General features: G+C 60.7%; 18 protein-coding genes. 6 read left to right on the forward strand and 12 right to left on the reverse strand.

The window, feature by feature from the left end:
• Positions 1–2: 2 nt before the first annotated feature.
• Genes J2Y83_RS01615 through J2Y83_RS01625 form a run of 3 tightly spaced genes read right to left on the reverse strand, consistent with a single transcriptional unit; the run spans position 3 to position 1,757 of the window.
• Positions 3–272, reverse strand: coding sequence for a phosphopantetheine-binding protein (locus tag J2Y83_RS01615; protein ID WP_247397227.1), 270 nt, complete (start codon positions 270–272; stop codon positions 3–5).
• Entirely contained in the window at positions 250–1,062 is an 813-nt protein-coding gene (locus tag J2Y83_RS01620; protein WP_253392953.1) for a lysophospholipid acyltransferase family protein, read from the reverse strand. Before J2Y83_RS01620 ends, J2Y83_RS01615 begins: the two co-directional genes overlap by 23 nt.
• The gene (locus J2Y83_RS01625) at positions 1,038–1,757 is read right to left on the reverse strand and encodes a beta-ketoacyl synthase chain length factor (RefSeq protein ID WP_253392954.1); all 720 of its coding nucleotides are present in this window, start codon (positions 1,755–1,757) and stop codon (positions 1,038–1,040) included. Before J2Y83_RS01625 ends, J2Y83_RS01620 begins: the two co-directional genes overlap by 25 nt.
• Before the next feature lie 337 nt (positions 1,758–2,094).
• Here J2Y83_RS01625 and J2Y83_RS01630 point away from each other — a divergent pair, with 337 nt between their 5' ends.
• Positions 2,095–2,865 (forward strand): ParA family protein, encoded by a 771-nt coding sequence (locus tag J2Y83_RS01630; protein ID WP_247397237.1) that lies wholly within the window; start codon positions 2,095–2,097, stop codon positions 2,863–2,865.
• Between the two features lie 41 nt (positions 2,866–2,906).
• Here J2Y83_RS01630 and trxC read toward each other — a convergent pair whose 3' ends face one another.
• Complete coding sequence (trxC, locus tag J2Y83_RS01635; protein ID WP_253392956.1) at positions 2,907–3,341, reverse strand: thioredoxin TrxC; 435 nt, start codon at positions 3,339–3,341, stop codon at positions 2,907–2,909.
• 236 nt (positions 3,342–3,577) lie between these two features.
• On the opposite strand from trxC, the gene J2Y83_RS01640 reads away from it, so the two are divergent.
• Positions 3,578–3,874 carry a type II toxin-antitoxin system HigB family toxin gene (locus J2Y83_RS01640; RefSeq protein ID WP_253392958.1) on the forward strand — a complete coding sequence of 99 codons (297 nt, stop codon included), beginning with the start codon at positions 3,578–3,580 and terminating at the stop codon, positions 3,872–3,874.
• A complete protein-coding gene (locus J2Y83_RS01645; RefSeq protein ID WP_253392960.1) occupies positions 3,871–4,272 on the forward strand; it encodes a helix-turn-helix domain-containing protein in 402 nt (133 codons plus the stop codon). The genes J2Y83_RS01640 and J2Y83_RS01645 overlap by 4 nt, the downstream gene beginning before the upstream one ends.
• A 6-nt stretch (positions 4,273–4,278) precedes the next feature.
• Here the strand turns inward: J2Y83_RS01645 and selO are convergent, their stop codons facing one another.
• The 3 genes from selO to J2Y83_RS01660 are packed head-to-tail and all read right to left on the reverse strand — an operon-like array spanning position 4,279 to position 10,966.
• Positions 4,279–5,742: a protein adenylyltransferase SelO gene (gene selO / locus J2Y83_RS01650; RefSeq protein WP_253392962.1), complete on the reverse strand. Its 1,464-nt coding sequence runs from the start codon at positions 5,740–5,742 to the stop codon at positions 4,279–4,281.
• 48 nt (positions 5,743–5,790) lie between these two features.
• Entirely contained in the window at positions 5,791–9,174 is a 3,384-nt protein-coding gene (gene mscK, locus J2Y83_RS01655) for a mechanosensitive channel MscK (protein WP_253392964.1), read from the reverse strand.
• Between the two features lie 49 nt (positions 9,175–9,223).
• Positions 9,224–10,966 (reverse strand): potassium/proton antiporter, encoded by a 1,743-nt coding sequence (locus J2Y83_RS01660; protein WP_253392965.1) that lies wholly within the window; start codon positions 10,964–10,966, stop codon positions 9,224–9,226.
• A gap of 625 nt (positions 10,967–11,591) precedes the next feature.
• Between J2Y83_RS01660 and J2Y83_RS01665 the strand changes: the two genes are divergently transcribed.
• Together J2Y83_RS01665 and J2Y83_RS01670 are read left to right on the forward strand one after the other, a co-directional pair.
• Positions 11,592–11,822 (forward strand): hypothetical protein, encoded by a 231-nt coding sequence (locus J2Y83_RS01665; RefSeq protein ID WP_247397258.1) that lies wholly within the window; start codon positions 11,592–11,594, stop codon positions 11,820–11,822.
• Positions 11,819–12,112: a cell division protein ZapA gene (locus tag J2Y83_RS01670; RefSeq protein ID WP_253392967.1), complete on the forward strand. Its 294-nt coding sequence runs from the start codon at positions 11,819–11,821 to the stop codon at positions 12,110–12,112. Before J2Y83_RS01665 ends, J2Y83_RS01670 begins: the two co-directional genes overlap by 4 nt.
• Here J2Y83_RS01670 and J2Y83_RS01675 read toward each other — a convergent pair.
• Positions 12,109–13,911, reverse strand: coding sequence for an acyl-CoA dehydrogenase (locus J2Y83_RS01675; protein ID WP_253392969.1), 1,803 nt, complete (start codon positions 13,909–13,911; stop codon positions 12,109–12,111). The genes J2Y83_RS01670 and J2Y83_RS01675 overlap by 4 nt on opposite strands.
• A 228-nt stretch (positions 13,912–14,139) precedes the next feature.
• Positions 14,140–18,093 carry a trifunctional transcriptional regulator/proline dehydrogenase/L-glutamate gamma-semialdehyde dehydrogenase gene (gene putA / locus J2Y83_RS01680; RefSeq protein WP_253392971.1) on the reverse strand — a complete coding sequence of 1,318 codons (3,954 nt, stop codon included), beginning with the start codon at positions 18,091–18,093 and terminating at the stop codon, positions 14,140–14,142.
• Between the two features lie 462 nt (positions 18,094–18,555).
• Between putA and putP the strand changes: the two genes are divergently transcribed.
• Entirely contained in the window at positions 18,556–20,040 is a 1,485-nt protein-coding gene (gene putP, locus J2Y83_RS01685) for a sodium/proline symporter PutP (RefSeq protein WP_253392973.1), read from the forward strand.
• A gap of 93 nt (positions 20,041–20,133) precedes the next feature.
• Here putP and J2Y83_RS01690 read toward each other — a convergent pair whose 3' ends face one another.
• The 3 genes from J2Y83_RS01690 to J2Y83_RS01700 form a co-directional block, all read right to left on the reverse strand.
• Positions 20,134–20,523, reverse strand: coding sequence for a hypothetical protein (locus J2Y83_RS01690; protein ID WP_253392975.1), 390 nt, complete (start codon positions 20,521–20,523; stop codon positions 20,134–20,136).
• On the reverse strand, positions 20,513–21,460 hold the full coding sequence (locus J2Y83_RS01695) for a hypothetical protein (protein ID WP_253392982.1): 948 nt from the start codon (positions 21,458–21,460) through the stop codon (positions 20,513–20,515). The genes J2Y83_RS01690 and J2Y83_RS01695 overlap by 11 nt, the downstream gene beginning before the upstream one ends.
• Before the next feature lie 295 nt (positions 21,461–21,755).
• Positions 21,756–23,033: an O-acetylhomoserine aminocarboxypropyltransferase/cysteine synthase family protein gene (locus tag J2Y83_RS01700; RefSeq protein WP_253392984.1), complete on the reverse strand. Its 1,278-nt coding sequence runs from the start codon at positions 23,031–23,033 to the stop codon at positions 21,756–21,758.
• Positions 23,034–23,154: the final 121 nt, after the last annotated feature.

The raw sequence follows: 23,154 nt of genomic DNA on the forward strand, positions 1-23,154 counted from the left end.
TCTCAAGCTGCCTTTCTGGCCGTGACGAACGCCGCAAGGCTGGCCACGTTGGTGAAGTGATTGCGGGTGTCCTTGGCGTCGGCATCTATCTTGATGCCGTACTTTTTCTGGATCGCCAGGCCCAGTTCCAGGGCATCGACTGAGTCCAGGCCCAGGCCTTCGCCGAACAGGGGATCTTCGCTTTTGATGTCGTCGACGCTGATGTCTTCCAGGCCCAGGGCCTCGATGATCAGCGTCTTTATGTCGTGCTCAAGGCTGTTTGGGTTGCTCATCTTCGGCGAGCTCCTTAATGAAATAGTGATGCAGGTAATCGTTGAGCTTGCGTGAAGCCTGGGGCGCGGGCCCGAGTGCGGCGAACGCCTGTGGTTCTATATCGGCACCCACCCGTAAACTGAAGTGAAAGCGGCGTTTAGGAATGCGATACCAGGGTTCGGCCTTGGTCAGGGTGGTCGGGCTGACCTTGATCACCACGGGGGTGATGATTGTCGCACCGCGCAACGCAATCGCGGCGGCGCCGCGATGAAAGGCAGGCACCGCGCCGGGTGTGGTGCGGGTGCCTTCTGGAAAGATGATCAGGGTCTGACCTTCGCGCAGGGCATCGGCGGCGGCGTCGAGCATGTCCGCGCTGCCGTCGTTGCTGATGTAGCCGGCATCGCGCACCGGCCCACGGGTGAACGGGTTTTGAAACAGGCTCTGCTTGACCACGCAGTTGGTCTGGCGCATCAGGCCGATCAGGAACACCACGTCGATCAGTGACGGGTGGTTGGCGACGATCATCTGGCCGGGGCGCCCGAGTTTGTCGGCGCCGTCGACGCTGAACGTCAGAATGCCCAAACGCTGCATCATCCGAATGAACAACCAGAACAGGCGACTGATGGTGTGGCGCGCACGCCGTTGGTGCTGCTTGGCAGTCCCCGGCAGGCAACCGAGCAACGGAAATACCAACAAACGCAGGCACAGGCCGCCGACGCCAAACAGCGTGAAGCTGGTGGCGGTGGCGAACAGGCGCCAATAGTAGGCGTCCCGTGGCTTATCGTTCAGGGTTTGCGTTGCCAGTTCCATACGCGGTTCTTCCAGGCATGTTGGCAGGCGCCCTGTTCAGTCAACAGGGTGCGCAGCAGGTTCAGGGCGTGGGGCCACTGGGTGTGAGTGGGTTGGACAGTGCCGCTGGTGAGTTCCAGTTGCCACTCGTCGCCTGGTGTCAGCAGCAGGCCGAGGGCGTAGGGGAAGGGCACATCCATGATCCAACTGGCGTAGGCCTCGGGGGGGCGCTCCTCGGTGATCACCAGCAGTACCGCCGGGGCGCCTTCGTTGAGCAGCGCGGCCGCTTCGAGCATGCCGTGTTCCAGGCCATCGCCGGCGGCGGCAAGGGCGGTCATTTCGCTGGTTTCATTGCGCAGGATCGACCACAAGCCAATCACCGCGTTATGCACCGACAGGCTGAACTGGGTCGGGGACAGCGGCTGGTCGTTGGCCAGGTCGCTGAGGATGTCGAGGGTGCGCGGGGTTTCGCCGTGGCGGGAAATGAACACCAGTGGCAGGTCTTGCAAACCCTCGGCCATCGGCCAGCCTACGCTGAATGCCATGCGCGCCAGGCGGCTCAGACGGCGGCGCTGCATGGCCGGTAAAAACGAGACGTCGGGGGAGGCTTCGCTGGCGGGCAGCAACACGGGGGCCTTGCACCAGGCGCGCCAGTCGTCCGCACTTTCGAGGCCCGGGGCCCAGGCGCGCCATTGGGCGATATTGAAATTGATCACTGAGAAGTTATCCCGCCCCTGCGGGCTTCCATGTGCGGCCACTGGCCCCGAATACCGGGACAGGGAGCAACAGCCGAATGGCGCGCATTATCCCGGTGCTGCGGGGTTCTAGCAAACTTTGGTAAAGATTTGTTCACGGCTGATTACAATTTGCTGGGGAAGATTTACAGATTGTCCTTCACCGAGAGCCGAGTTGGATTGTCGGACTGTTCCTTTTCATTTGTATGTTGAATGCTGCATCCGGGCATTAATGCAGCAGTGCATGGATGAACGAGGTAGCTAACAGGCGCTTTTGCCCTCTACACTCGGGCATTCATTGATACACGGAGGTTTTTCCATGCGGCGCGTGGTGTTCAATCAAAAAGGCGGGGTTGGCAAGTCCAGCATCGCCTGTAACCTGGCGGCGGTCAGCGCCAGTGAAGGCTATCGAACCCTGTTGGTGGACCTCGATGCACAAGCCAACTCCACTCAGTACCTCACTGGGCTGACTGGCGACGATATACCGATGGGTATTGCCGAGTTCTTCAAGCAAACCCTGTCTTCCGGGCCGTTCGCCAAGAAAAACCGGGTGGATATCTACGAAACGCCCTTCGACAACCTGCACGTGATCACCGCCACCGCTGAGCTGGCGGACTTGCAGCCCAAGCTCGAAGCCAAGCACAAGATCAACAAGCTGCGAAAGCTGCTGGATGAACTGAGCGAAGACTACGACCGGATTTACCTGGATACCCCGCCGGCGTTGAATTTTTATGCGGTTTCTGCGCTGATTGCCGCTGATCGTGTATTGATCCCCTTCGATTGCGACAGCTTCTCGCGCCAGGCTCTGTATGGCGTGCTGGCGGAAATCGAAGAATTGAAGGAAGACCACAACGAAGGCCTGGAAGTGGAAGGCATCGTGGTCAACCAGTTCCAGGCGCGGGCGAGCCTGCCGCAGCAGATGCTCGATGAGTTGATTGCCGAAGGCTTGCCGGTGCTGCCGGTGTACCTGGCAAGTTCGGTACGCATGCGTGAGTCGCACCAGCAGAACAAACCACTGATCCACCTGGACCCGCGGCACAAGCTGACGCAGCAGTTTGTGGAGTTGCATAACCTGCTGGAAAACGCCTGACCTAAAGCACCACACTGGCCTGCGTTGTGCTCAAGGTCGAGTCAAACCCCCTGGCTACGCAGCCAGCTCATCAACTGCGGTAACGGAAACGCCCCACTCTGGCGCGCCACTTCGCGGCCGTTCTTGAACAGAATCAAGCTGGGAATCGAGCGAATCCCCAACTGCGCCGACAACTGCTGATTGGCCTCGCTGTCCAGCTTGGCCAGCCGGCACTTGCCTTCCAACTGCGCAGCGGCCTGTTCGAAGATGGGCGCGAACGATTTGCACGGCCCACACCAATCGGCCCACACATCCACCAGCAATGGCAGGTCGCCCTTGATCTGACTGGCGTAGTCGCCCTGTTTCAGCTCAAAAGGCTTGTTCAACAACACCGGTTGCTTGCAGCGCCCGCACTTCGGCGTGTCAGCCAGGCGTTCGCCGGGGATGCGGTTGAGACCGTTGCAGTGCGGGCAGGGGATGACGAGAGGGTCGGACATGGTGGCGCTCCTTGGATATGGCCAATGGCGTGTATTTGGAGTCAGGTCTGGGGTTTATCAAGGCGTGGGAGCGGAGACTCATCCGTTCACAGTTTCGCCATGTCGATGTGAGGCCGCTTATCTAGGCTGTTGGAGCTTGTTCTGTTTTGCGCCATCTGTCTGTTTGCGGTTATAGCAAATTGCGATAGCTTGGGTTCGGGTTTAACCTTCATAGCAAGATGCGATAAGGATGTTGCATGCGAGTGATTAGTGAGAAAAGGATCTGGGAAGCAAAGGAGAAGTGGCCACGCTCAGCGAGTGCTCTGGATGAGTGGTACCGACGGATAAAGCGCAATAACCCGGGAGATTTCGCGTCAATGAAAGGCATTTTTCCCGCGACTGATAAAGTCGGGCAGTTCCATGTGTTCGACATCGGTGGCAATAAACTGAGGTTAATTGCTTTCGTGCGGTACCCAACACAACGAATTTACATCAAACATCTGCTCGATCATCGCGAATATGAGCAAGACAAGTGGAAGGAGGCAATCAGATGAGCGCACTCATTCAGCTCGCCGCTGAACATTGGCAATTTGTTTCACCATTACTGCGCAAGCCAAAAAACGAGGCGGATTACGATGCACTGGTTGCTGCCCTCGACGAGCTGCTGGACTTGGTCGGGGAGGACGAATCAAATCCGCTTATGAGTCTGGTAGATATTCTCAGTGACTGGATCGAAGCCTACGATCAGGCACATCGTCCGATGCCCATCGCCAGTGGTGTTGACGTGTTGCGCGCGATGATGCGCGAACACGGTTTGAGTCAAAGTGATCTGCCAGGCTTGGGCACACAGTCAGTTGTTTCCGAGATACTGAGCGGTAAGCGCAAGCTCAATCTGCGGCAGATTAAATGGTTGGCCGAACGCTTTGGTGTGTCCGTGGAGACGTTCATTTAACTGACTCTACGAAGAGCAACTAATCTCCAAATGCTTGCCCCAATCCGGCGGCCGCTGCGCGTACTGCTCCATCCCCGGCTGTTCCTCGAACGGCTTGCTCAACACCTCGTGCAACCGTCGCACTTCGCTGTAATCCCCCGACTCGGCAGCGGTGATGGCGTTCTGTGCGAGGTAATTGCGCAGGATGTACAGCGGGTTCACCGCATGCATCCGCGCACGGCGCTGTGCTTCGCTGTACTCGCCATCGCGCGCCACGCGGGCCTTGTACGCGTCCGCCCAGGCATCGAAGCCGTTCCTGTCGACAAACTCGTCGCGCAACCGCGCCACTGCGAGCGCCGCCGGTTCATCGCCCAGGCGGCGGAAGAACAGCGTGTAGTCCACGCCGCTGTTCTGCATCAATTGCAGCAGGCGCTCCAGCAGTTTCTGGTCATCGTCTTCGGCGCTGGTCAGCCCCAGCCGGCGGCGCATCAGGTCCAGGTAGTGCGCCTGGTACAGCGGCAGGTACAGGCCGAGGGTTTCCTTCAAGGCGTCGACGCTGATAAACGGCGTGAGCGCCTGTGCCAGCGCACTGAGGTTCCACTGCCCGATCGGCACCTGATTGCTGAAGGAGTAGCGCCCTTCATGATCGGAGTGGTTGCAGACGAAGTGCGCGTCAAAGTCGTCGAGAAACGCAAACGGCCCGAAGTCGAAGGTGATGCCGAGGATCGACATGTTGTCGGTGTTCATCACCCCGTGGCAGAAGCCATAGGCCTGCCATTTGGCGATCAGTTCGGCGTTGCGCTCGACGACTTCGCGGAACATCGCCAGGTACGGTTCGGGCTGTTCCTGGCACTCGGGGAAGTGCAGCTTCAATACATGTTCCGCCAGTTCCGCCTGCTGCTCGGGCTTCTTGGTGTAGTAGAAGTATTCGAAATGGCCGAAGCGGATATGGCTATGGGCCAGGCGTAGCACCATCGCCCCACGTTCCTGCTTCTCACGCCAAACCGGCGTGCTGGAGCCGATCACGCACAGTGCGCGGCTGCTGGGGATGCCCAGTGCGTGCAGCGCTTCTGACGCCAGAAACTCCCGAATCGACGAGCGCAGCACTGCGCGGCCATCGCCCATGCGCGAGTAGGGCGTCTGCCCGGCGCCCTTGAGGTGCAGGTCCCAGTGTTCGCCGGCGCGGTTATACACCTCGCCGAGCAGCAAGCCACGGCCATCGCCCAGTTGCGGGTTGTAGGAGCCGAACTGATGCCCGGAATACACCATCGCGCGCGGTTCGGCTTCGGCCCACAACTTATGGCCGCCGAACAGCTCGGCGAATACTGGCGTTTCTGCAACTGCCGGGTCGAGGTCGAGCAGGGCCATGGCGGCGTCGCTCGCCACGACCAGGCGCGGTTCGTCGAGGGGTTCGGGCAGGACGTGGGTTGAGAACGCGTCGCCCAGGCGTGCGAAGCGGTTGTCGAAGGTCAGTTCGTCGAGGGCTTTCACCGGCCATCTCCAGCAGAATGTCCGAGCATTCTGCTGGGGATAGGCGCTTTAGTCGAGCGTGGAGGGCGGCGGCTCGGGTGCGTCGACCACTTTGCCTGGCGGTGGCTGCGGTGCGTCTGGGGCCTTGGCCGGGTTGGCGATGGCGTGGTTCTCGTCTTCCACCGGCACCAGCTTGTACTCCTGGCCGTGCAGGTTTTTCAGGTAAACCTCCATCTGCCGGAACGAGATGTTGATATGGTTGTTCTTGAACTCGCGGTTGATAAAACGGTTCACCTCGTCGATCACCGGGTTGCGGTCACCGAGGTCGCGCACGTGCATGCGCAGTTCGTGGTCGAGGGTGCTTTCGCCGAAGTTGAGGAAGTACACGAGGGGTTCGGGCTCTTTCAGGACCCGTGGGTTTTCCCGTGCGGCCTGAAGCAGCAGGGCCTTCACCAGGTCGAGGTCGGAGCCGTAGTCCACGCCGAGTTTGAGGGTGACCCGGGTAATGGTGTCGGTCAGCGACCAGTTGATCAGTTGCCCGGTGATGAAGGTTTTGTTCGGGACAATGATGTCCTTGCGGTCGAAGTCGGTGATGGTGGTGGCGCGGATGCGGATCTTGCTCACCGTGCCCGACAGGTTGCCGATGGTGATGGTGTCGCCGATCCGCACCGGGCGCTCGAACAGGATCATGATGCCGGAGATAAAGTTGGCGAAGATCTCCTGCATGCCGAAGCCCAGGCCCACCGACAGCGCCGCCACCAGCCATTGCAGCTTGTCCCAGCTTACGCCGAGGGTCGACAGGGTCGAGACAAACCCCACGCCGGCAATTACATAGGACAGCAACGTGGTGGTGGCGTAGGCGCTGCCCTGGGCCAGGTCCAGCTTGGACAGCACCAGCACCTCGAGCAAACCGGGCAGGTTGCGCGCCAGGGCGAAGGTGATGCCGATGATGATCAGCGCGCCGAGCATGTCGCCGATGCTGATCGGCACCATGCTGATATTGGCCCCGGTGCCGCTGGTGTATTCGTAGAGGGTGATGTTGTCCAGGTAGGAAAACACCGAGATCAAGTCCGACCACACCCAGTACAGCGCCGCGATGAAGCCGCCGAGCAGGGCCAGGCGGATCAGGCGCATGGATTGTTCGTTGACCTGTTCGATGTCCAGGGTCGGCTCTTCGATCACCGCTTCGCCGTCGCCGGCTTCTTTGGCGGCCTGGCGTTTTGCTAGCGCCCGCGAATAGGCCAGGCGCCGGGCCGCGACACCCAGGCCGCGGACGAAGGTGGCTTCGATCACCAGCCAGAACATCAGCAGGTACAGGGTGTTGATCAACCGATCGCTGAGCTTCAGGGCGGTGTAGTAATAGCCAAAGCACACCGCGATAAACAGCGCGATGGGCAGCGCGGTAAACAACAGGCCTGCGCCTTTGCGGAACAGTGAGGCTTTCTCGTGGGTCGTGCTGTGCAACAGCAGGCGGCCCAACAGCCAGGCCATCAGCGCGTAGCAGGTCAGCACCACGCCGATGCCGAGCACGTCGTCGGCCAGTGCCGCCGGCTGATGCTCAGCAATGGCCACCACGGCCACCAGCGCCAGTACCACCAGCCCGAGCTTGCGCACCCAGCCTTGCAGGAATTCGACCTGCGGACGTTCCCAGCGAAAGTGCAATTCGGCTACGCCGCCCGGCGCGAGGATTCGGTAGGCGGTGTAAAACACCATCCACGCCTGGGCGATCTGCAACAGCGCAGCGCCCAGGTTGGCGTTCTGCCCGCGGGCGTCGATCTGCAACGCATAACCGCATAACGCCAGGCCCAGGGCCACGGGCATGGCCAGCAGGATATTCACCAGGATCGCCTGGGGCGTGTGCCATTGGCTGTCACGCTTGAAGTGGCCGATGTCCAGGTGGACCTTTTTCAGGCGTGCGTACAAGGCGTTGCGCCGCCACAGCAGCGCGCCGATCAACAGCAGCAACGGCAGGAACAGCAGCGGGCGTTGGGTCAGGCCGTCGTACAGTTCGCTGACGCTGGAGGCCCAGGGCAGGGAGGTGACTTGCTTGCTCAGGTGATCCGGAACGGTTTCCAGCCACTCGGTATCCAGCGGCTTGTTGCTGGGAATCCAGAACATCTGCTCATCGAGGGTCGCACGCAGGGTGGTGGCGGTGCTGAGCAGTTGTTTCTGGTTCAGTTGCAGGGTGATCGATTCATTGAGCAGCGCACTCAACTCGCGGCTCAGGCGCTCGAGCAGGTCGCTGCGGGTGATCGCCAGTTCCAGCAGGGTGCGCCGCAATTGCGGGGTGATCTCATCCGGCGGCTGGTTGGCCAGCAGGTTATCCACATAGGTGCTGGGCGAGCTGATCAGTTCGCGTTGCTGGTTGACCTCGAACTGGTACAGGCGAATGTTGGCGATATTGTCTGCCAGATCGCGGTCGACCGTCAGACGCGGCAATGCCTGCTTCTGTTTGTACAGAATCTTCGACAGCAGCAGGCTGCCCTTGAGCACGTTGATCTGTTCTTCCAGCGCCGAGTCGCTCTGGGTCACGGCGTCCAGTTGCTGCTTGGTCTGCAGGTTTTTCTGGGTCAGGTCGTTGAGGCGGTCGGTGCTTTTGAGCAGGTAGTCGGACAGTTTCAGGTTGGTCGCGCTTTCCGTGGCCAACAGGCTGCTGCCGCCGGCTTTCTGCGCTTCGATGGACTGTTGGGTCACCGTCTGCTGGGACTGGGCCAGGCGTTTCTGGTTGATCAGGGTTTGCAGGTCCTGGATCTCTTGTTCCAGGCGCGCGGTTTTTTCCACTACCAGGTCATGCTGGCTGTTGCCCAGGTCTTGCAGTTGGCTGTTGCCGGCCAGTTCCTGGCGGCGCAGCGGGATCAGTGCATTCAGCGACGCCAGTTCGGCGTTCAACTGGTTGCGCTGGTCGGCGCTGAGGGTTTTGCCGTTGTCCTTGCCGGTCTTGAGGATCGCATTGATCTGCTGGATGCGCGTCTGGCTGCTGCTGATTTCGGTCTGGGCGCGCTCGGGGCGAGTTTGGGCGGCGATGGTCAGGCTGTTGGCTTCGGCCAGGTCTTTTTGCAGGTCGCCTTGCTGGGTGGTGCGCTGCACCAGCAGTTGTTCCAGTTGCGGCACCGGCAAGGTGGCGTAGCGTTGGGCCACCGGGACGATTTTAGTCGCCTTGAGCCGGGTCAATTCGCGCTGGTTTTCGCTGGTCAGGCGCGGGGCGTCTTGCAACTGGCGCTTGAGATCGGCCAGGCGCTGCTCGTAATCCTGCTTGTTGCCCAGGTAGGTCAACGTCTGCTGCAGGATCGCCTGCAGCGCCTTCATGTCGGCGTCGGGCAGCTTGCGATCGGGCAGCTTGTCCAGGGTTTGCTGGATAGCGTCGGCGCTGGGCGGGTCGGCGGCGTGTACGTTGCCGACACAAAGGGTCAGGCCCAGCAGGGCAGTGGCGAGAAAAGTGCGCAGGGTTGGCATAGAGACCGGTCGAGCAAGGTGAAGAAACGGGGCAGCGTTGCCCCGCAGTTTAGAGGAAGAGTCCGGGGCCCGGGCGACTTCCTTCGGGGAATCTGACGCCGACTTTGCCAATCTTGTTCCCGTCCATGACCGCGACGGTCCAGATCGTGTTGTTCCACTCCACCTGGTCGCCGACCACCGGCGCGCCGCCGACTTTCTGGGTGATGAAGTGGCTCAATGGCATGTCCGGGTCGATGCCTTCGAGTTGCAGGCCATACAGCGCCGACACCGCGCCGAGCTGGGCGTCGCCTTCGAGGACGAAGTCGCCGAAGAAGCGCAAATCCAAGCCGCGTTGCGGCGCCTGGCTGAACAGTTTGCCCAGGGCTGGCAGGTTGTGTTCGTGACCGATCACGCAGAGCAAGTCGTCGGCTTCCAGCACCGTGCTACCCGACGGATGGAGCAGTTGCTGGCCACGGAACAGCGCTGCGATGCGCGTGCCTTCGGGCATTCTCAGTTCGCGCAGGGCTGCGCCGATGCACCATTTTTCCGCGCCCAGGCGGTAGACGAACAGCTCCCACTCGCTGGTGACGTGGACTTCCAGGGCGGCGCGGGAAATCGGCGCCGGCTCCGGTGGTACGGTTACTTTCAGCAGCTTGGCCACCCACGGCAGGCTGGTGCCTTGCACCAGCAGCGAGACCAGCACGATAAAGAACGCCAGGTTGAAGTACAGCTGCGCATGGGGCAGGCCGGCCATCAGCGGGAACACCGCAAGAATGATCGGCACCGCGCCGCGCAAACCGACCCAGGCGATAAAGGCTTTTTCACGGTCGTGGAACGCCTTGAACGGCAGCAGGCCAACGATCACCGACAGTGGCCGCGCAAACAGGATCATCCACAGCGCCAGGCCCAGGGCGGGCAGCGCAATCGGCAGCAGATCGTGGGGCGTGACCAGCAGGCCCAGCACCAGGAACATGCCGATCTGGGCGAGCCAGGCCATGCCGTCGAGCATATGCAAAATGCCATGACGGCTGCGCACCGGGCGGTTGCCGATCACCAGGCCGCACAGGTACACGGCGAGGAAGCCGCTGCCGTGCAGGGCGTTGGTCAGGGCGAAAACGAACAGGCCGCCGGCGATCACCAGGATCGGGTACAGGCCGTTGGCCAGGTTGATCCGGTTGACCATCTGCAGCATCAGCCAGCCGCCGCCCAGGCCGATGAGGCCGCCGATGCCGAACTCGCGCACCAGGTGAATCAGCAGGCTCCAGTGCAGGCCGGTCTGGCCGCTGGCGAGCATGTCGATCAGGGTGACGGTCAGGAACACCGCCATCGGGTCGTTGCTGCCGGATTCGATTTCCAGGCTGGCGGAAACCCGTTCGTTGAGCCCCTTGCCGCCGAGCAGCGAGAACACCGCGGCGGCGTCGGTGGAGCCGACAATCGCGCCGATCAGCAAACCTTGAATGATATTGAGGTCGAACAGCCAGGCTGCGGCCATGCCGGTGAGACCGGTGGTAATCAACACCCCCACCGTGGCCAGCGACAACGCCGGCCAGAGTGCCACGCGAAAACTCGCCACCCGTGTGCGTAAGCCGCCGTCGAGCAGGATCACGGCCAGGGCGAGGTTGCCCACCAGGTAGGCGGTGGGGTAGTTATCGAAGATGATGCCGCCGCCGTCGACGCCGGCGACCATGCCCACGGCCAGGATGATCACCAGGATCGGGATGCCCAGGCGGGACGAAAGAGAGCTCACCAGAATGCTCGCACTCACCAGCAACGCGCCGATCAAGAACAGGCTGTTGATGGTCGTCGCATTCAAAGGCAGTACTCCATGGGCAAAATAAAACGGGGCGCACTCTGACCATGCAGTCTGCGTGCCAGCGATTCTAACCTGTTGAATTGCCGCGCTGTCAAAAAGGTTTTCGTGATTCACATAGATTCAAATGTGGGAGGGGGCAAGTCGAATCGTCGCACCGCCCCTCCCACATTTTCGACCAAGTGCAGTCAGTCAGAGGCGAAACCGCCCGACCATCCCATTCAAATCCACCGTCAGGCGCGGATTTTGCTCATTTGGTTCAGGGCGAACACACCGAGAAACAACATGAGTGCGCCAATCAGGGCGAAGCCTGGGAAGGCGCGCGGCGCAATATTCATATTACGAAGAGACATGCGGGAATCCTGCGCAGATGCGCGCTCCATGCTGCCTTGAGATGGGCTAAGCATCACCTATCGGCAGTGCGATTAAAGTCTAAAGTGGCATGTGCGTTTATCGCATCTGACGAGGGGCTGGGCCGATTCAGGAACCTGATGGGGGAAATGCAGTCACTAAGGCTCGAAAGTGTGGCCCGGCCCTTAACAATCGGGCTGCGCGCCGGGGATAACCCTGGCATCCGAGGTGAATTTTCTTTATCGTCACCGCCCTTTGAAAAGCCCAGGAAATCAAAATGTTAGAAGCATCCCTCAGCCAACTGGAACAACTGGTCAGCGACCTGGTACAGCAGAATCACGACCTGTTGGGCACCAATGAATCCCTCAAGGCGGAACTGGCCCGCGCCAAGGATGAGAACGACAGCCTGCAACTGAACCTGATGGAGCAGGAAGAAAAGAACGGCGCTACCGCTGCGCGTATCCAGGCGTTGGTTGAGCGTGTGAGCGCAGGTCCTGTCAGCGCATGAACGAAGGGATAAAGGTCGTTTCGATTCTCGGAGAGGATTACTCGATCAAGGCACCGGCCGGAGAAGATCAAACCCTGATGCGCGCCGTGACCCTGCTCAAGGCCTCCCTGGCGACTACCAAGCAAAAGTACCCGACCCTGATCGGTGACAAGCTATTGGTGTTGGCCGCGCTGAACCTGTGCGCCGAGCAGATCGAAATGCAACAGCGTCACCAGCAGGAACTCGACCGTTACCAAGAGCAAGTCAGCGCCACGGTCGAGGTGATTTCCAAGGCTATCGGCCAGCCTTAGAACCACTCATCCTGCATGCCGAGGCACGTATCATCGCGGGCCTCCAGAATCGCCAGTTCATGATGGCAGCCCGGTACTTCCCAGGTCAGGAAGTACCGGGCTGCCTGGAGCTTGCCTTTATAGAAGGCGGTGTCCGCCGCATTGCCCTTGGCCAGGCCTTCTTCGGCGCGAATCGCCTGCTCCAGCCAGCGCCAGCCAATCACCGTGTGTCCGAACACCTTCAGGTACAGCGCCGAATTCGCCAGGCTGCTGTTGACTTTGCCTTGGGCGAGATCCGTCAGCAGGCCGATCGTCACGCTTTGCAGGCGCGCCACCAGGTGTTCCAGCGGTTCTCTCAACGTATTCAGCGAGGGGTATTGCTGCGCCCGTGCGCCCGTTTCGGCGATCAACCGAATCAACTGCTTCAGCCCGGCACCGCCGTTCTGCGCCAGCTTGCGCCCCAACAGGTCCAGGGACTGAATGCCGTGGGTGCCTTCATGGATCGGGTTGAGGCGGTTGTCGCGGTAGTACTGCTCCACCGGGTATTCACGGGTGTAGCCGTGGCCGCCGAGAATCTGGATCGCCAGCTCGTTGGCCTTGAGGCAGAACTCCGAGGGCCAGGATTTGACGATTGGGGTCAGCAGGTCGAGCAGTTCGTGGGCGCGCTTGCGCTCGACGTCGGTTGCCAGGGTGGTGGTGTCGTCGAACAGGCGTGCGGCATACAGGCCGAGGTCGAAGGCGCCTTCGACGTAGGCTTTCTGGGTCAGCAGCATGCGCTTGATGTCGGCGTGCTGGATGATCGACACCGGCGCGGTGCTCGGGTCTTTGCTGTCCGGCAGGCGGCCCTGCGGACGTTCGCGTGCGTATTCCAGGGAATACAGGTAACCGGCGTAACCGAGCATCACCGCGCCCATGCCGACGCCGATGCGCGCTTCGTTCATCATCTGGAACATGCAGCTCAGGCCCTGGTGCGGCTTGCCCACCAGATAGCCGACGCAGTGCCCGTTATCGCCGAAATTCAGCGCCGTGGACGTGGTGCCGCGCCAACCCATCTTGTGGAATAGCCCGGCCAGCAACACATCGTTGCGCGCGCCCAGGCTGCCATCGTCGTTGACCAGGAATTTGGGCACGATAAACAGCGAAATGCCCTTCACCCCGGCCGGTGCGTCCGGCAGCTTGGCCAGCACCATATGCACGATGTTTTCCGACAGCGGGTGGTCGCCGCCGGAGATAAAAATCTTGTTGCCCTTGAGGCGATAGCTGCCGTCCGCCGCAGGCTCGGCGCGGGTCCGAATGTCCGACAGCGACGAGCCGGCATGCGGCTCGGTCAGGGCCATGGTGCCGAAGAAACGCCCCTCGATCATCGGTTGCAGGAAGCGTTGCTTCTGCTCCTCGGAGCCGAAACTTTCGATCAGGTTGGCGGCGCCCATGGTCAGGAACGGGTAGGACGTTGACGCGGCGTTGGCCGACTGGAAGTGCGCGAAGCAGGCCTGGGACAGCAATGTCGGCAACTGCATGCCGCCGGCTTCGAAACTGCGCGCGGCATTGAGAAATCCCGCTTCGAGGAATGCGTCCACCGCCGGTTTGACTTCCGGAATCAGGATGGCCTTGCCGTCCTCGTAGCGCGGTTCGTTTTCGTCGTTCTTGCGGTTATGCGGCGCGAAGTACTTCTCGGCAATGTTCCGGGCGGTACTGATGGCCGCGTCGAAGGTTTCGCGATTGTGTTCGGCAAACCGCTCGCGCTGGGTCAAGCCCTCGGCATCGAGGACTTCGTACAGCTCGAAAGCCAGATTGCGGGAACTGAGTAGCGTCTCGGACATGGCGGCTTACCTGTGTGGGAAGGGGCCTGAGTCTAAGTGCGGGAATGGAGGGCGGCTAGCAAGATTGATCTGGGTGATGGAGGGGCAGAACGCGGACGAGGAGTTGAAATGCGACCGAATGTGGGAGGGGGCTTGCCCCCGATTGCAGTGTGTCAGTCAGTTCAACTGTTACTGATACACCGCCATCGGGGGCAAGCCCCCTCCCACATTTTTTCCGCGTTTCGGCAGTTAGCCGATGGTCATCAGGCTGGCGTTACCGCCGGCTGCTGCGGTGTTGACGCTCAACGCACGCTCGATCACCAAACGCTCCAGGGCGATCGCAGTCTCGCCTTGGGACAAACCATGTACCCCGACAATCGCCCCGCCCCGCTGGGCGACTTGCTGGCAAACCGCGCGCAGTTGATCGGAGTCGCCATGGTGCAGGACCGCGTCGAACACGACTTCGTCCTTGGTCCAGTCGGCCACGCGCTTGATCTTCGCCTGAATCTCCCTCGGCAGGCGTGGGAACAAGGCTTTGGTCAGCTCAGTTTCCGGCCATACCGCCGAACCGCCGACGGCCAATACCGCCGCCAGTTGGGTCAGCAGGTCGCCTTCCACTTCCGCCAGGCACAGTACGTGCTCGCGGGGCAGGATGGCGTAGCTGTTGCGCTCGCCGGTCGGACCGGCCAGCAGGCGGGTGATACCGCTTTGCGATTGCGCGGCGAACCGGCTGCACAGGGCACTCAGTTCGCTGAACGTGTTGCTGTCGGCCCAGGTTTTCAAGGCGGTCAGCGGTTGGCTCATGGCGTCGCGCAGGCGCACGTCCGGTGCGGACAATGCGTCGCCGCGAACGAAGGATTGCTCGATCGCATCAGTAGGACGCGTCGACAGCAGGCGGTACAGGTACAGCGGACCACCGGCTTTCGGGCCGGTGCCCGACAGGCCTTCGCCGCCAAACGGCTGCACGCCGACCACGGCCCCGACAATGTTGCGGTTGACGTAGACGTTACCCGCATGAACGTTGTCGATCACCTTGGCGATGGTCTCGTCGATGCGCGTGTGTACGCCCAGCGTCAGGCCGTAGCCGGAAGCGTTGATCTGGCCGATCAACTGGTCGATTTCTTTACGCTTGTAGCGCACCACGTGCAGCACCGGGCCGAAGATCTCCCGTTGCAGCTCGTCGAAACTTTCCAGTTCGATCAGGGTTGGCATCACGAAGGTGCCGCGCTTGATCTCTTCGCCGTCGGCAATCGCCACCTGGTACACAGTGCGGCCTTTGTCGCGCATGGCCTGGATGTGCTTCTCGATGCCGGCCTTGGCTTCGGCGTCGATCACCGGGCCGATATCCACCGACAGGCGCTCAGGGTTGCCCAAACGGCATTCAGCCATGGCGCCCTTGAGCATTTCGATGACGCGGTCTGCAGAATCTTCCTGCAGGCACAGGACACGCAGGGCCGAGCAACGCTGGCCGGCACTGTCGAAGGCCGACGACACCACGTCGATGACCACTTGTTCGGTCAGGGCCGAGGAGTCGACGATCATCGCGTTCTGACCACCGGTTTCGGCGATCAGCGGAATCGGCCGGCCCTGGGCATCCAGGCGCCCGGCGACATTGCGTTGCAGCAGGCGTGCGACTTCGGTGGAACCGGTGAACATCACGCCTTTGACGCGCTCATCACCGACCAGGCGCGCACCGACGGTTTCGCCCTGGCCCGGCAGCAGTTGCAGCACGCCTTCCGGAATACCGGCTTCGAGCAGGATGCGCACCGCTTGTGCGGCCACCAGCGGGGTTTGCTCGGCAGGCTTGGCCAGTACCGGGTTACCGGCGGCCAGTGCAGCGGCGACTTGCCCACTGAAAATCGCCAGCGGGAAGTTCCATGGGCTGATGCAGACCACCGGGCCTAATGGGCGGTGGGCGTCGTTGGTGAAATCGTGACGCGCCTGCACGGCGTAGTAACGCAGGAAGTCCACGGCTTCACGCACTTCGGCGATGGCGTTGGCGAAGGTCTTGCCGGCTTCACGGGCCAGCAGGCCCATCAGCGGCTGGATCTCGCCTTCCATCAGGTCGGCGGCACGTTCGAGGATCGCGGCACGCTCGGCGGGTGGGGTGGCCTGCCAGATCGGACCGGCGTTGATGGCGCACTGGATCGCGTTGTCGACGTCGTCGACGGTGGCTTCCTGTACGTGGCCGACCACATCACGCAGGTCGGACGGGTTCAGTACCGGCGCAGCGGCTTCATTGCTGGAGGCGCAACCCAGCATCGGCGCGGCTTTCCAGTGGTTGTGCGCGGTGGCCAGCAGGGCGCAGGACAGCGACGCCAAGCGGTGTTCGTTGGCCAGGTCGATACCGGCCGAGTTGGCGCGGTCGCTGCCGTACAGGTCACGTGGCAATGGAATACGCGGGTGCGGCAGGCCGAAGCCGCCTTCCAGCGTCGCCATTTGCTCGATGCTGGCCACTGGATCGGCCACCAGCTCCTGGATCGAGATGGACTGGTCGGCAATGCGGTTGACGAACGAGGTGTTGGCGCCGTTTTCCAACAGACGACGCACCAGGTAGGCCAGCAGGGTTTCGTGGGTGCCGACCGGTGCGTACACGCGGCACGGACGGTTCAGCTTGCCATCGGCAACCTTGCCGACGACCTGCTCGTACAGCGGTTCGCCCATGCCGTGCAGGCATTGGAACTCGTACTGGCCGGGGTAATAGTTCTGACCGGCGATATGGTAGATGGCCGACAGGGTGTGGGCGTTGTGCGTGGCGAACTGCGGGTAGATGACTTCCGGCACCGAGAGCAGTTTGCGTGCGCAGGCAATGTAGGACACGTCGGTGTACACCTTGCGGGTATACACCGGGTAGCCTTCCAGGCCTTCGACCTGGGCGCGCTTGATTTCGCTGTCCCAGTACGCGCCTTTTACCAGGCGGATCATCAGGCGGTGACGGCTGCGGCGCGCCAGGTCGATGACGTAGTCGATCACATACGGGCAACGCTTCTGGTAGGCCTGGATCACGAAACCGATGCCGTTCCAGCCGGTCAGTTGCGGCTCGAAGCACAGGCGTTCGAGCAGGTCCAGGGACAGTTCCAGGCGGTCGGCTTCTTCGGCGTCGATGTTCAGGCCGATGTCGTATTGCTTGGCCAGCAAGGTCAGGGACAGCAGGCGCGGGTACAGCTCGTCCATCACGCGTTCGTACTGGGCGCGGCTGTAACGCGGGTGCAGGGCCGACAGCTTGATGGAAATGCCCGGGCCTTCATAAATCCCACGGCCGTTCGAGGCTTTGCCGATGGAATGAATAGCCTGCTCGTAAGACGCGAGGTACTTCTGCGCATCGTGTTCGGTGAGTGCGGCTTCACCGAGCATGTCGTAGGAATAGCGGAAGCCCTTGGCTTCGAACTTGCTCGCATTGGCGAGGGCTTCGGCGATGGTTTCGCCGGTGACGAACTGCTCGCCCATCAGGCGCATGGCCATGTCGACGCCCTTGCGGATCATCGGCTCGCCGCTCTTGCCGATGATGCGGCTCAGGGACGAGGTCAGGCCGGCTTCGTTATGCGTGGAGACCAGTTTGCCGGTCAGCAGCAAGCCCCAGGTGGCGGCGTTGACGAACAGCGACGGGCTGTTGCCCAGGTGCGGCTGCCAGTTGCCGGTGCTGATCTTGTCGCGGATCAGCGCGTCACGGGTGCCTTTGTCCGGGATACGCAGCAGCGCTTCGGCCAGGCACATCAGTGCCACGCCTTCCTGGGACGACAGGGAGAATTCCTGCAGCAAGCCCTGGACGATGCCGGCACGGCCGCCAGCGCTCTTCTGATTGCGCAGTTTTTCTGCAATCGACGCGGCCAGCTTATTCGTGGCTTCGGCCATCTGGGCCGGCAGGCGAGCCTGTTCGATCAGCATCGGCACCACTTCCGGCTCAGGGCGACGGTAAGCGGCGGTGATCGAGGCGCGCAGGACGGATTGCGGCAGGATGCTCTCGGCGAACTCGAGGAAACACTGATGGGCGTGGTCGGACTGGACCTCGCCGGCGTCATCGGCCTCCTTGCTGCTCAAGCCATTGAGCTCGGTCAGGGTTGCACCACCCTCGAGTTTCTCCAGGTAATTGAAAATCGCCTGCTTGATCAGCCAGTGCGGCGTGCGATCAATGGAGGTCGCGGCCGCCTTCAGGCGCTCGCGGGTCGGGTCGTCGAGTTTGACCCCAAGGGTGGTCGTAGCCATTTTCTTATCCTCATGGGTGCCACTACCGAGTGGCATCAGCTGGCGGCAAGATTAGCTTCGCTCTGGAAGAGGTGCAACCGGGTGCAACCCTTTTTATGCATGAAATTTTCGAGTTTCAATCGGAAAAAATCCGGCCCTCGACCGATTCCGCTTTGATTTGGTGCATTTGCTTCTGAGATCGGCTGTTCTTGCTCCGAAAAGGAGCAAAAACGGGGTGTTTTGAGCAAAACACATCAAGGTGCAACTTATTCGCGAGAAACTGGTTGCACCTTATTTGCTTTGTTGAATAGCATTCGCGGCCAAGGTGCAACCATGCTTAGGGTGTGGTTCATCGGCTGGCGGCTTTCCTGGGGAAACGTCAGTCATAAATGCGCGTGATGCAGGTACGTTTACTCACTGAATCAGTGGGTGGCCGTCTGACAGACCGCCGCTACATAAAAACAAAGCCAGGGCGTCACTTCTATGAGCGTTAGCAATCCAACCCTGATCACGTTCGTGATCTACATCGCAGCAATGGTGCTGATCGGCTTAATGGCCTATCGCTCCACCAACAACCTTTCCGATTACATCCTGGGCGGTCGCAGCCTCGGTAGCGTGGTGACTGCCTTGTCAGCCGGTGCTTCCGATATGAGCGGCTGGTTGTTGATGGGCCTGCCGGGTGCCATTTACATGTCCGGCCTGTCGGAAAGCTGGATCGCCATCGGCCTGATCGTCGGTGCGTACCTCAACTGGCTGTTCGTGGCCGGTCGCCTGCGCGTGCAGACCGAGCACAACGGCGACGCCCTGACGCTGCCGGATTACTTTTCCAGCCGTTTCGAAGATAAAAGCGGCCTGCTGCGGATCATCTCTGCGGTGGTGATCCTGGTGTTCTTCACCATCTATTGCGCTTCCGGCATCGTGGCCGGTGCCCGCCTGTTCGAAAGCACCTTCGGCATGTCCTACGAGACTGCGCTGTGGGCCGGCGCTGCGGCGACGATTGCCTACACCTTCGTCGGTGGTTTCCTGGCCGTGAGCTGGACCGACACCGTACAAGCCACCCTGATGATCTTCGCGCTGATCCTGACGCCGATCATCGTGCTGCTGGCCACCGGCGGTATCGACACCACGTTCCTGGCGATCGAAGCGAAGAACCCCGACAACTTCAACATGCTGAAAAACACCAGCTTCATCGGCATCATCTCGCTGATGGGCTGGGGCCTGGGTTACTTCGGCCAGCCGCATATCCTCGCGCGCTTCATGGCGGCGGATTCGGTGAAGTCGATCGCTAACGCCCGTCGCATCTCCATGACCTGGATGATCCTGTGCCTGGGCGGCACCGTGGCCGTGGGCTTCTTCGGTATTGCCTACTTCTCGGCGCACCCGGAAGTGGCCGGCCCGGTCAACGAGAACCACGAACGTGTGTTCATTGAACTGGCCAAGCTGCTGTTCAACCCATGGATTGCGGGCGTTCTGCTGTCGGCGATTCTGGCGGCGGTCATGAGCACCCTGAGCTGCCAATTGCTGGTGTGCTCCAGCGCCCTGACCGAGGACTTCTACAAGACCTTCCTGCGCAAGAACGCCTCCCAGGTTGAACTGGTGTGGGTCGGCCGCGCCATGGTGCTGCTGGTGGCGTTGATCGCCATCGCCATGGCTGCCAACCCGAACAACCGCGTGTTGGGCCTGGTGAGCTACGCCTGGGCCGGCTTCGGCGCTGCGTTCGGCCCCGTGGTGCTGATCTCGGTGATCTGGAAACAGATGACCCGCAACGGCGCACTGGCTGGCATTCTGGTCGGCGCGATCACCGTGATCGTGTGGAAGCATTTCGAATTGCTGGGCCTGTACGAAATCATCCCAGGCTTCATCTTCGCCAGCCTGGCGATCTACATCGTGAGCAAGCTGGGCGCGCCGACTGCGGGTATGGTTGAGCGGTTTGATGCTGCGGAGAAAGACTACAACCTCAACAAGTAATCGGTAGGTTTTGGCGACTCGTTGAAATGAAACAGGCCCGCATTTTTGAATGTCGGGCCTTTTTTATGAAAACAATGCGTCGCGGGTGGGTGCCTACAGGCTCAATTGGTTACGGAAATGAAAGATCGTTGTGCCTGCAACGCCGAGTAGCCCGATGAATGCTGTTCCATGAAGAGCAAATTTCAGGCGGCTCGGAAACGCCTCAACCTGCTGTAAATCAACGACGCCACGTTTTGCATTCCATCGCGGCAGAGCGATTGCAACATAGACCACACATAGCCTGCCCAACCTGCCGCGTAGGGAGTTGCTCAACAGGTGTTTGTAAGTATTCAAGAGGCTGCACTGATCCAAGTAGCGTTCCATCCTCTCTAATTTTCGATAGGCCAGAAATAGATCGAGAATAACCGCTATGAGCATTGCAGCCGCTGACCCAAGTGCTATTTGGTCTTTTGTTGGTAGATTGAGGAAGTACTCAATATTCATACAGAACCTCTCCCGCCGTAGCACCAATTTCGCTACCCCAGCTCCCAAAAACAGCGCCTCCGACTCCGCCGGCTATCAAAAGACAGCTCAAGGCGACTGGCCCGGTTGTAGGGGCCATTACGGCTACACACAAGCCCATTCCTATCTGACCTCCAAGGATTCCTCCTGCCACGCCGAAGGTTAATTTACCTGCCTCCACATACTTTGCTTTCCTGCACTGTTCCTCTCTCCCAGTGGAACACGCCTCCTTGATCTCCAACGCCGTTGCAGTCGTACTCAGCGCGATGCCCAGCGGCGTGCCTTTTTTCAGCAGTTTTGCCGTCTTCGAAACCCGCGCAATCGTTTCGCTGTACCTCTTTATCTCTCCGCTGTGCAAATAGCTCTTGGTCGAGATTCCCAGCATTTTTTTGATCGAACCTTCATTGCGTAGCCCTGTGCCGTAACGCGCAAAACTACGCATTTGCGCGTCCAGTTTGGCAAACAGGGTTTGGCGTCGAGCGAGGAACTCATCTCGCGCAGCTCCGCCACCCCGACGCAGGAATTGTTTGTGCAGTGCATCAATTTCTTCGAGGGTCTTTGCAATGTTTTGCAAGTGTCGGCTCCAGGCATCACCTGCGGTGCCTATCCCCAGCGAAGCGTAGCCCAGCAGTTTTTTCAGCAAGTCATAGTTGTGCAGTGCAAAGGCATCCCCACCTTCGGCCATCACGCTATGCCGAATATCCCAGGCGGCTCGCATCAAGTGTGACTCTTGCGGGGTGCAGATCGCAGTGGTTTCGTCACCGATGATCACTAACTGCCCTGGCAGTACGACAACATTGCGAATGCGGGTATTGAGGGTGTCGAACTTGGTTTCGGCGTATGGGCTCAAGCGCAAACTTGCCTTGAGCTCCACCGAGGTTTGTTGGCGGTCATTGATGAAGGCATAGGGCTGAGGCATTAGCGACTCCCCAGCCATGGTGATCGGTTCGAAGGGAGGTCATTGCTTGCCATGGGAACAGTCCTTTTTGAATAAGCATGGCTGCGCAATTTAAAGAGCGGTTCGAGCGGTGTCGTGGTTTTGGCGGGGGATTTCTCGGTGGTTTTTGGCTTTTGGGAAAAGGGCTACTGAGTTGCGGTAGGTTTCCGACAGATGCGTGAATTTTCACTGCCTTTACGCCGACGACCTTGCGGCACAAGGTCGCCTGCTTTGCGCACCATGCAAATGCCATGGCGCGCGGGTCGCTTACCTGACCTCAGACGTGCGTTGCAGCCAGCGCCTGTTGCAGATCCTCGATCAAATCTTCAATCGCCTCGATGCCCACCGACAGGCGAATCATCTCCGGCTTCACGCCGGCCTTGGCCTGTTCCTGCTCGTTCATTTGGCGATGGGTGGTGGACGCCGGGTGGCAGGCCAGGGATTTGGCGTCGCCGATGTTCACCAGGCGTTTGAAGATTTGCAGGGCGTCGTAGAAGCGTACACCGGCTTCGTAGCCGCCCTTCAGGCCAAACGACAGGATCGCCGACGGTTTGCCCTGCATGTATTTCTGCGCCAGTGCGTGGTGCGGATGATCGGGCAGGCCGGCGTAGCTGACCCACTCGACTTCGGCGTGATCTTGCAGGAACTGCGCGACCTTCAGGGCGTTCTCGGTATGGCGTTCCATGCGCAGGGCCAGGGTTTCCAAGCCTTGCAGCAGCAGGAAGGCGTTCATCGGCGCCAGTGCTGCGCCGGTGTTGCGCAGCGGCACGGTGCGGGCGCGGGCGATGAAGGCGGCGGGGCCGAATTTTTCGGTGTAGACCACGCCGTGGTAAGCCGGCTCGGGCTGGTTGAGGCCGGGGAATTTTTCCGCGTGTTTCGTCCAGGGGAACGTGCCGCTGTCGACAATTACGCCGCCCAGGGAGTTGCCATGGCCGCCGACGTATTTGGTCACCGAATGCACCACGATATCGGCGCCGAACTGGATCGGTTTGCACAGGATCGGCGTGGCCACGGTGTTGTCCACCATCAGCGGTACGCCACGGGCGTGGGCCACATCGGCCAGGGCTTCGATGTCGATGATATTGCCTGCCGGGTTACCGATGCTCTCGCAATAGACCAGCTTGGTGTTGTCGTCAATCAGTTCGGCGATGGCGGCGGCGGAATCGTCGCGGGCGAAGCGCACATCGACGCCAAAGCTCGGCAGCAGGTGGGCGAACAGGGTGTAGGTGCCGCCGTAGAGCTGCGGCGTGGTGACGACATTGTCACCGGCGCGGGTCAGCGTCTGGATCGCATAGTGAATCGCTGCGCTGCCGGCGGACACGGCCAGCGCGGCGATACCGCCTTCGAGCGCGGCCATGCGCTGTTCCAGCACATCGTTGGTCGGGTTCATGATCCGCGTGTAGATATTGCCGGGCACGTCCAGGTTGAACAGGTCGGCGCCGTGCTGGGCGTTATCGAATTCGAAGGCGACGTTCTGGTAGATCGGCACCGCGACGGCCTTGGTGGTCGGGTCGGACTTGAAGCCGTGGTGCAGGGCGATGGTGGCGTCTTTCATGGTTTTTGTTGACCTCCTTGGTTTTTAAGGGCGCCCCCGGGCAGGGTGGGAGCTGGCTTGGCTGCGATGGCATCATCGCGGAGTGCAGGTAATACCGCGTCGCTTGTGTCGCGGGCAAGCC

Origin of the sequence: Pseudomonas marginalis, from assembly GCF_024169655.1 — a bacterium.
GTDB lineage: Bacteria > Pseudomonadota > Gammaproteobacteria > Pseudomonadales > Pseudomonadaceae > Aquipseudomonas > Aquipseudomonas paraveronii.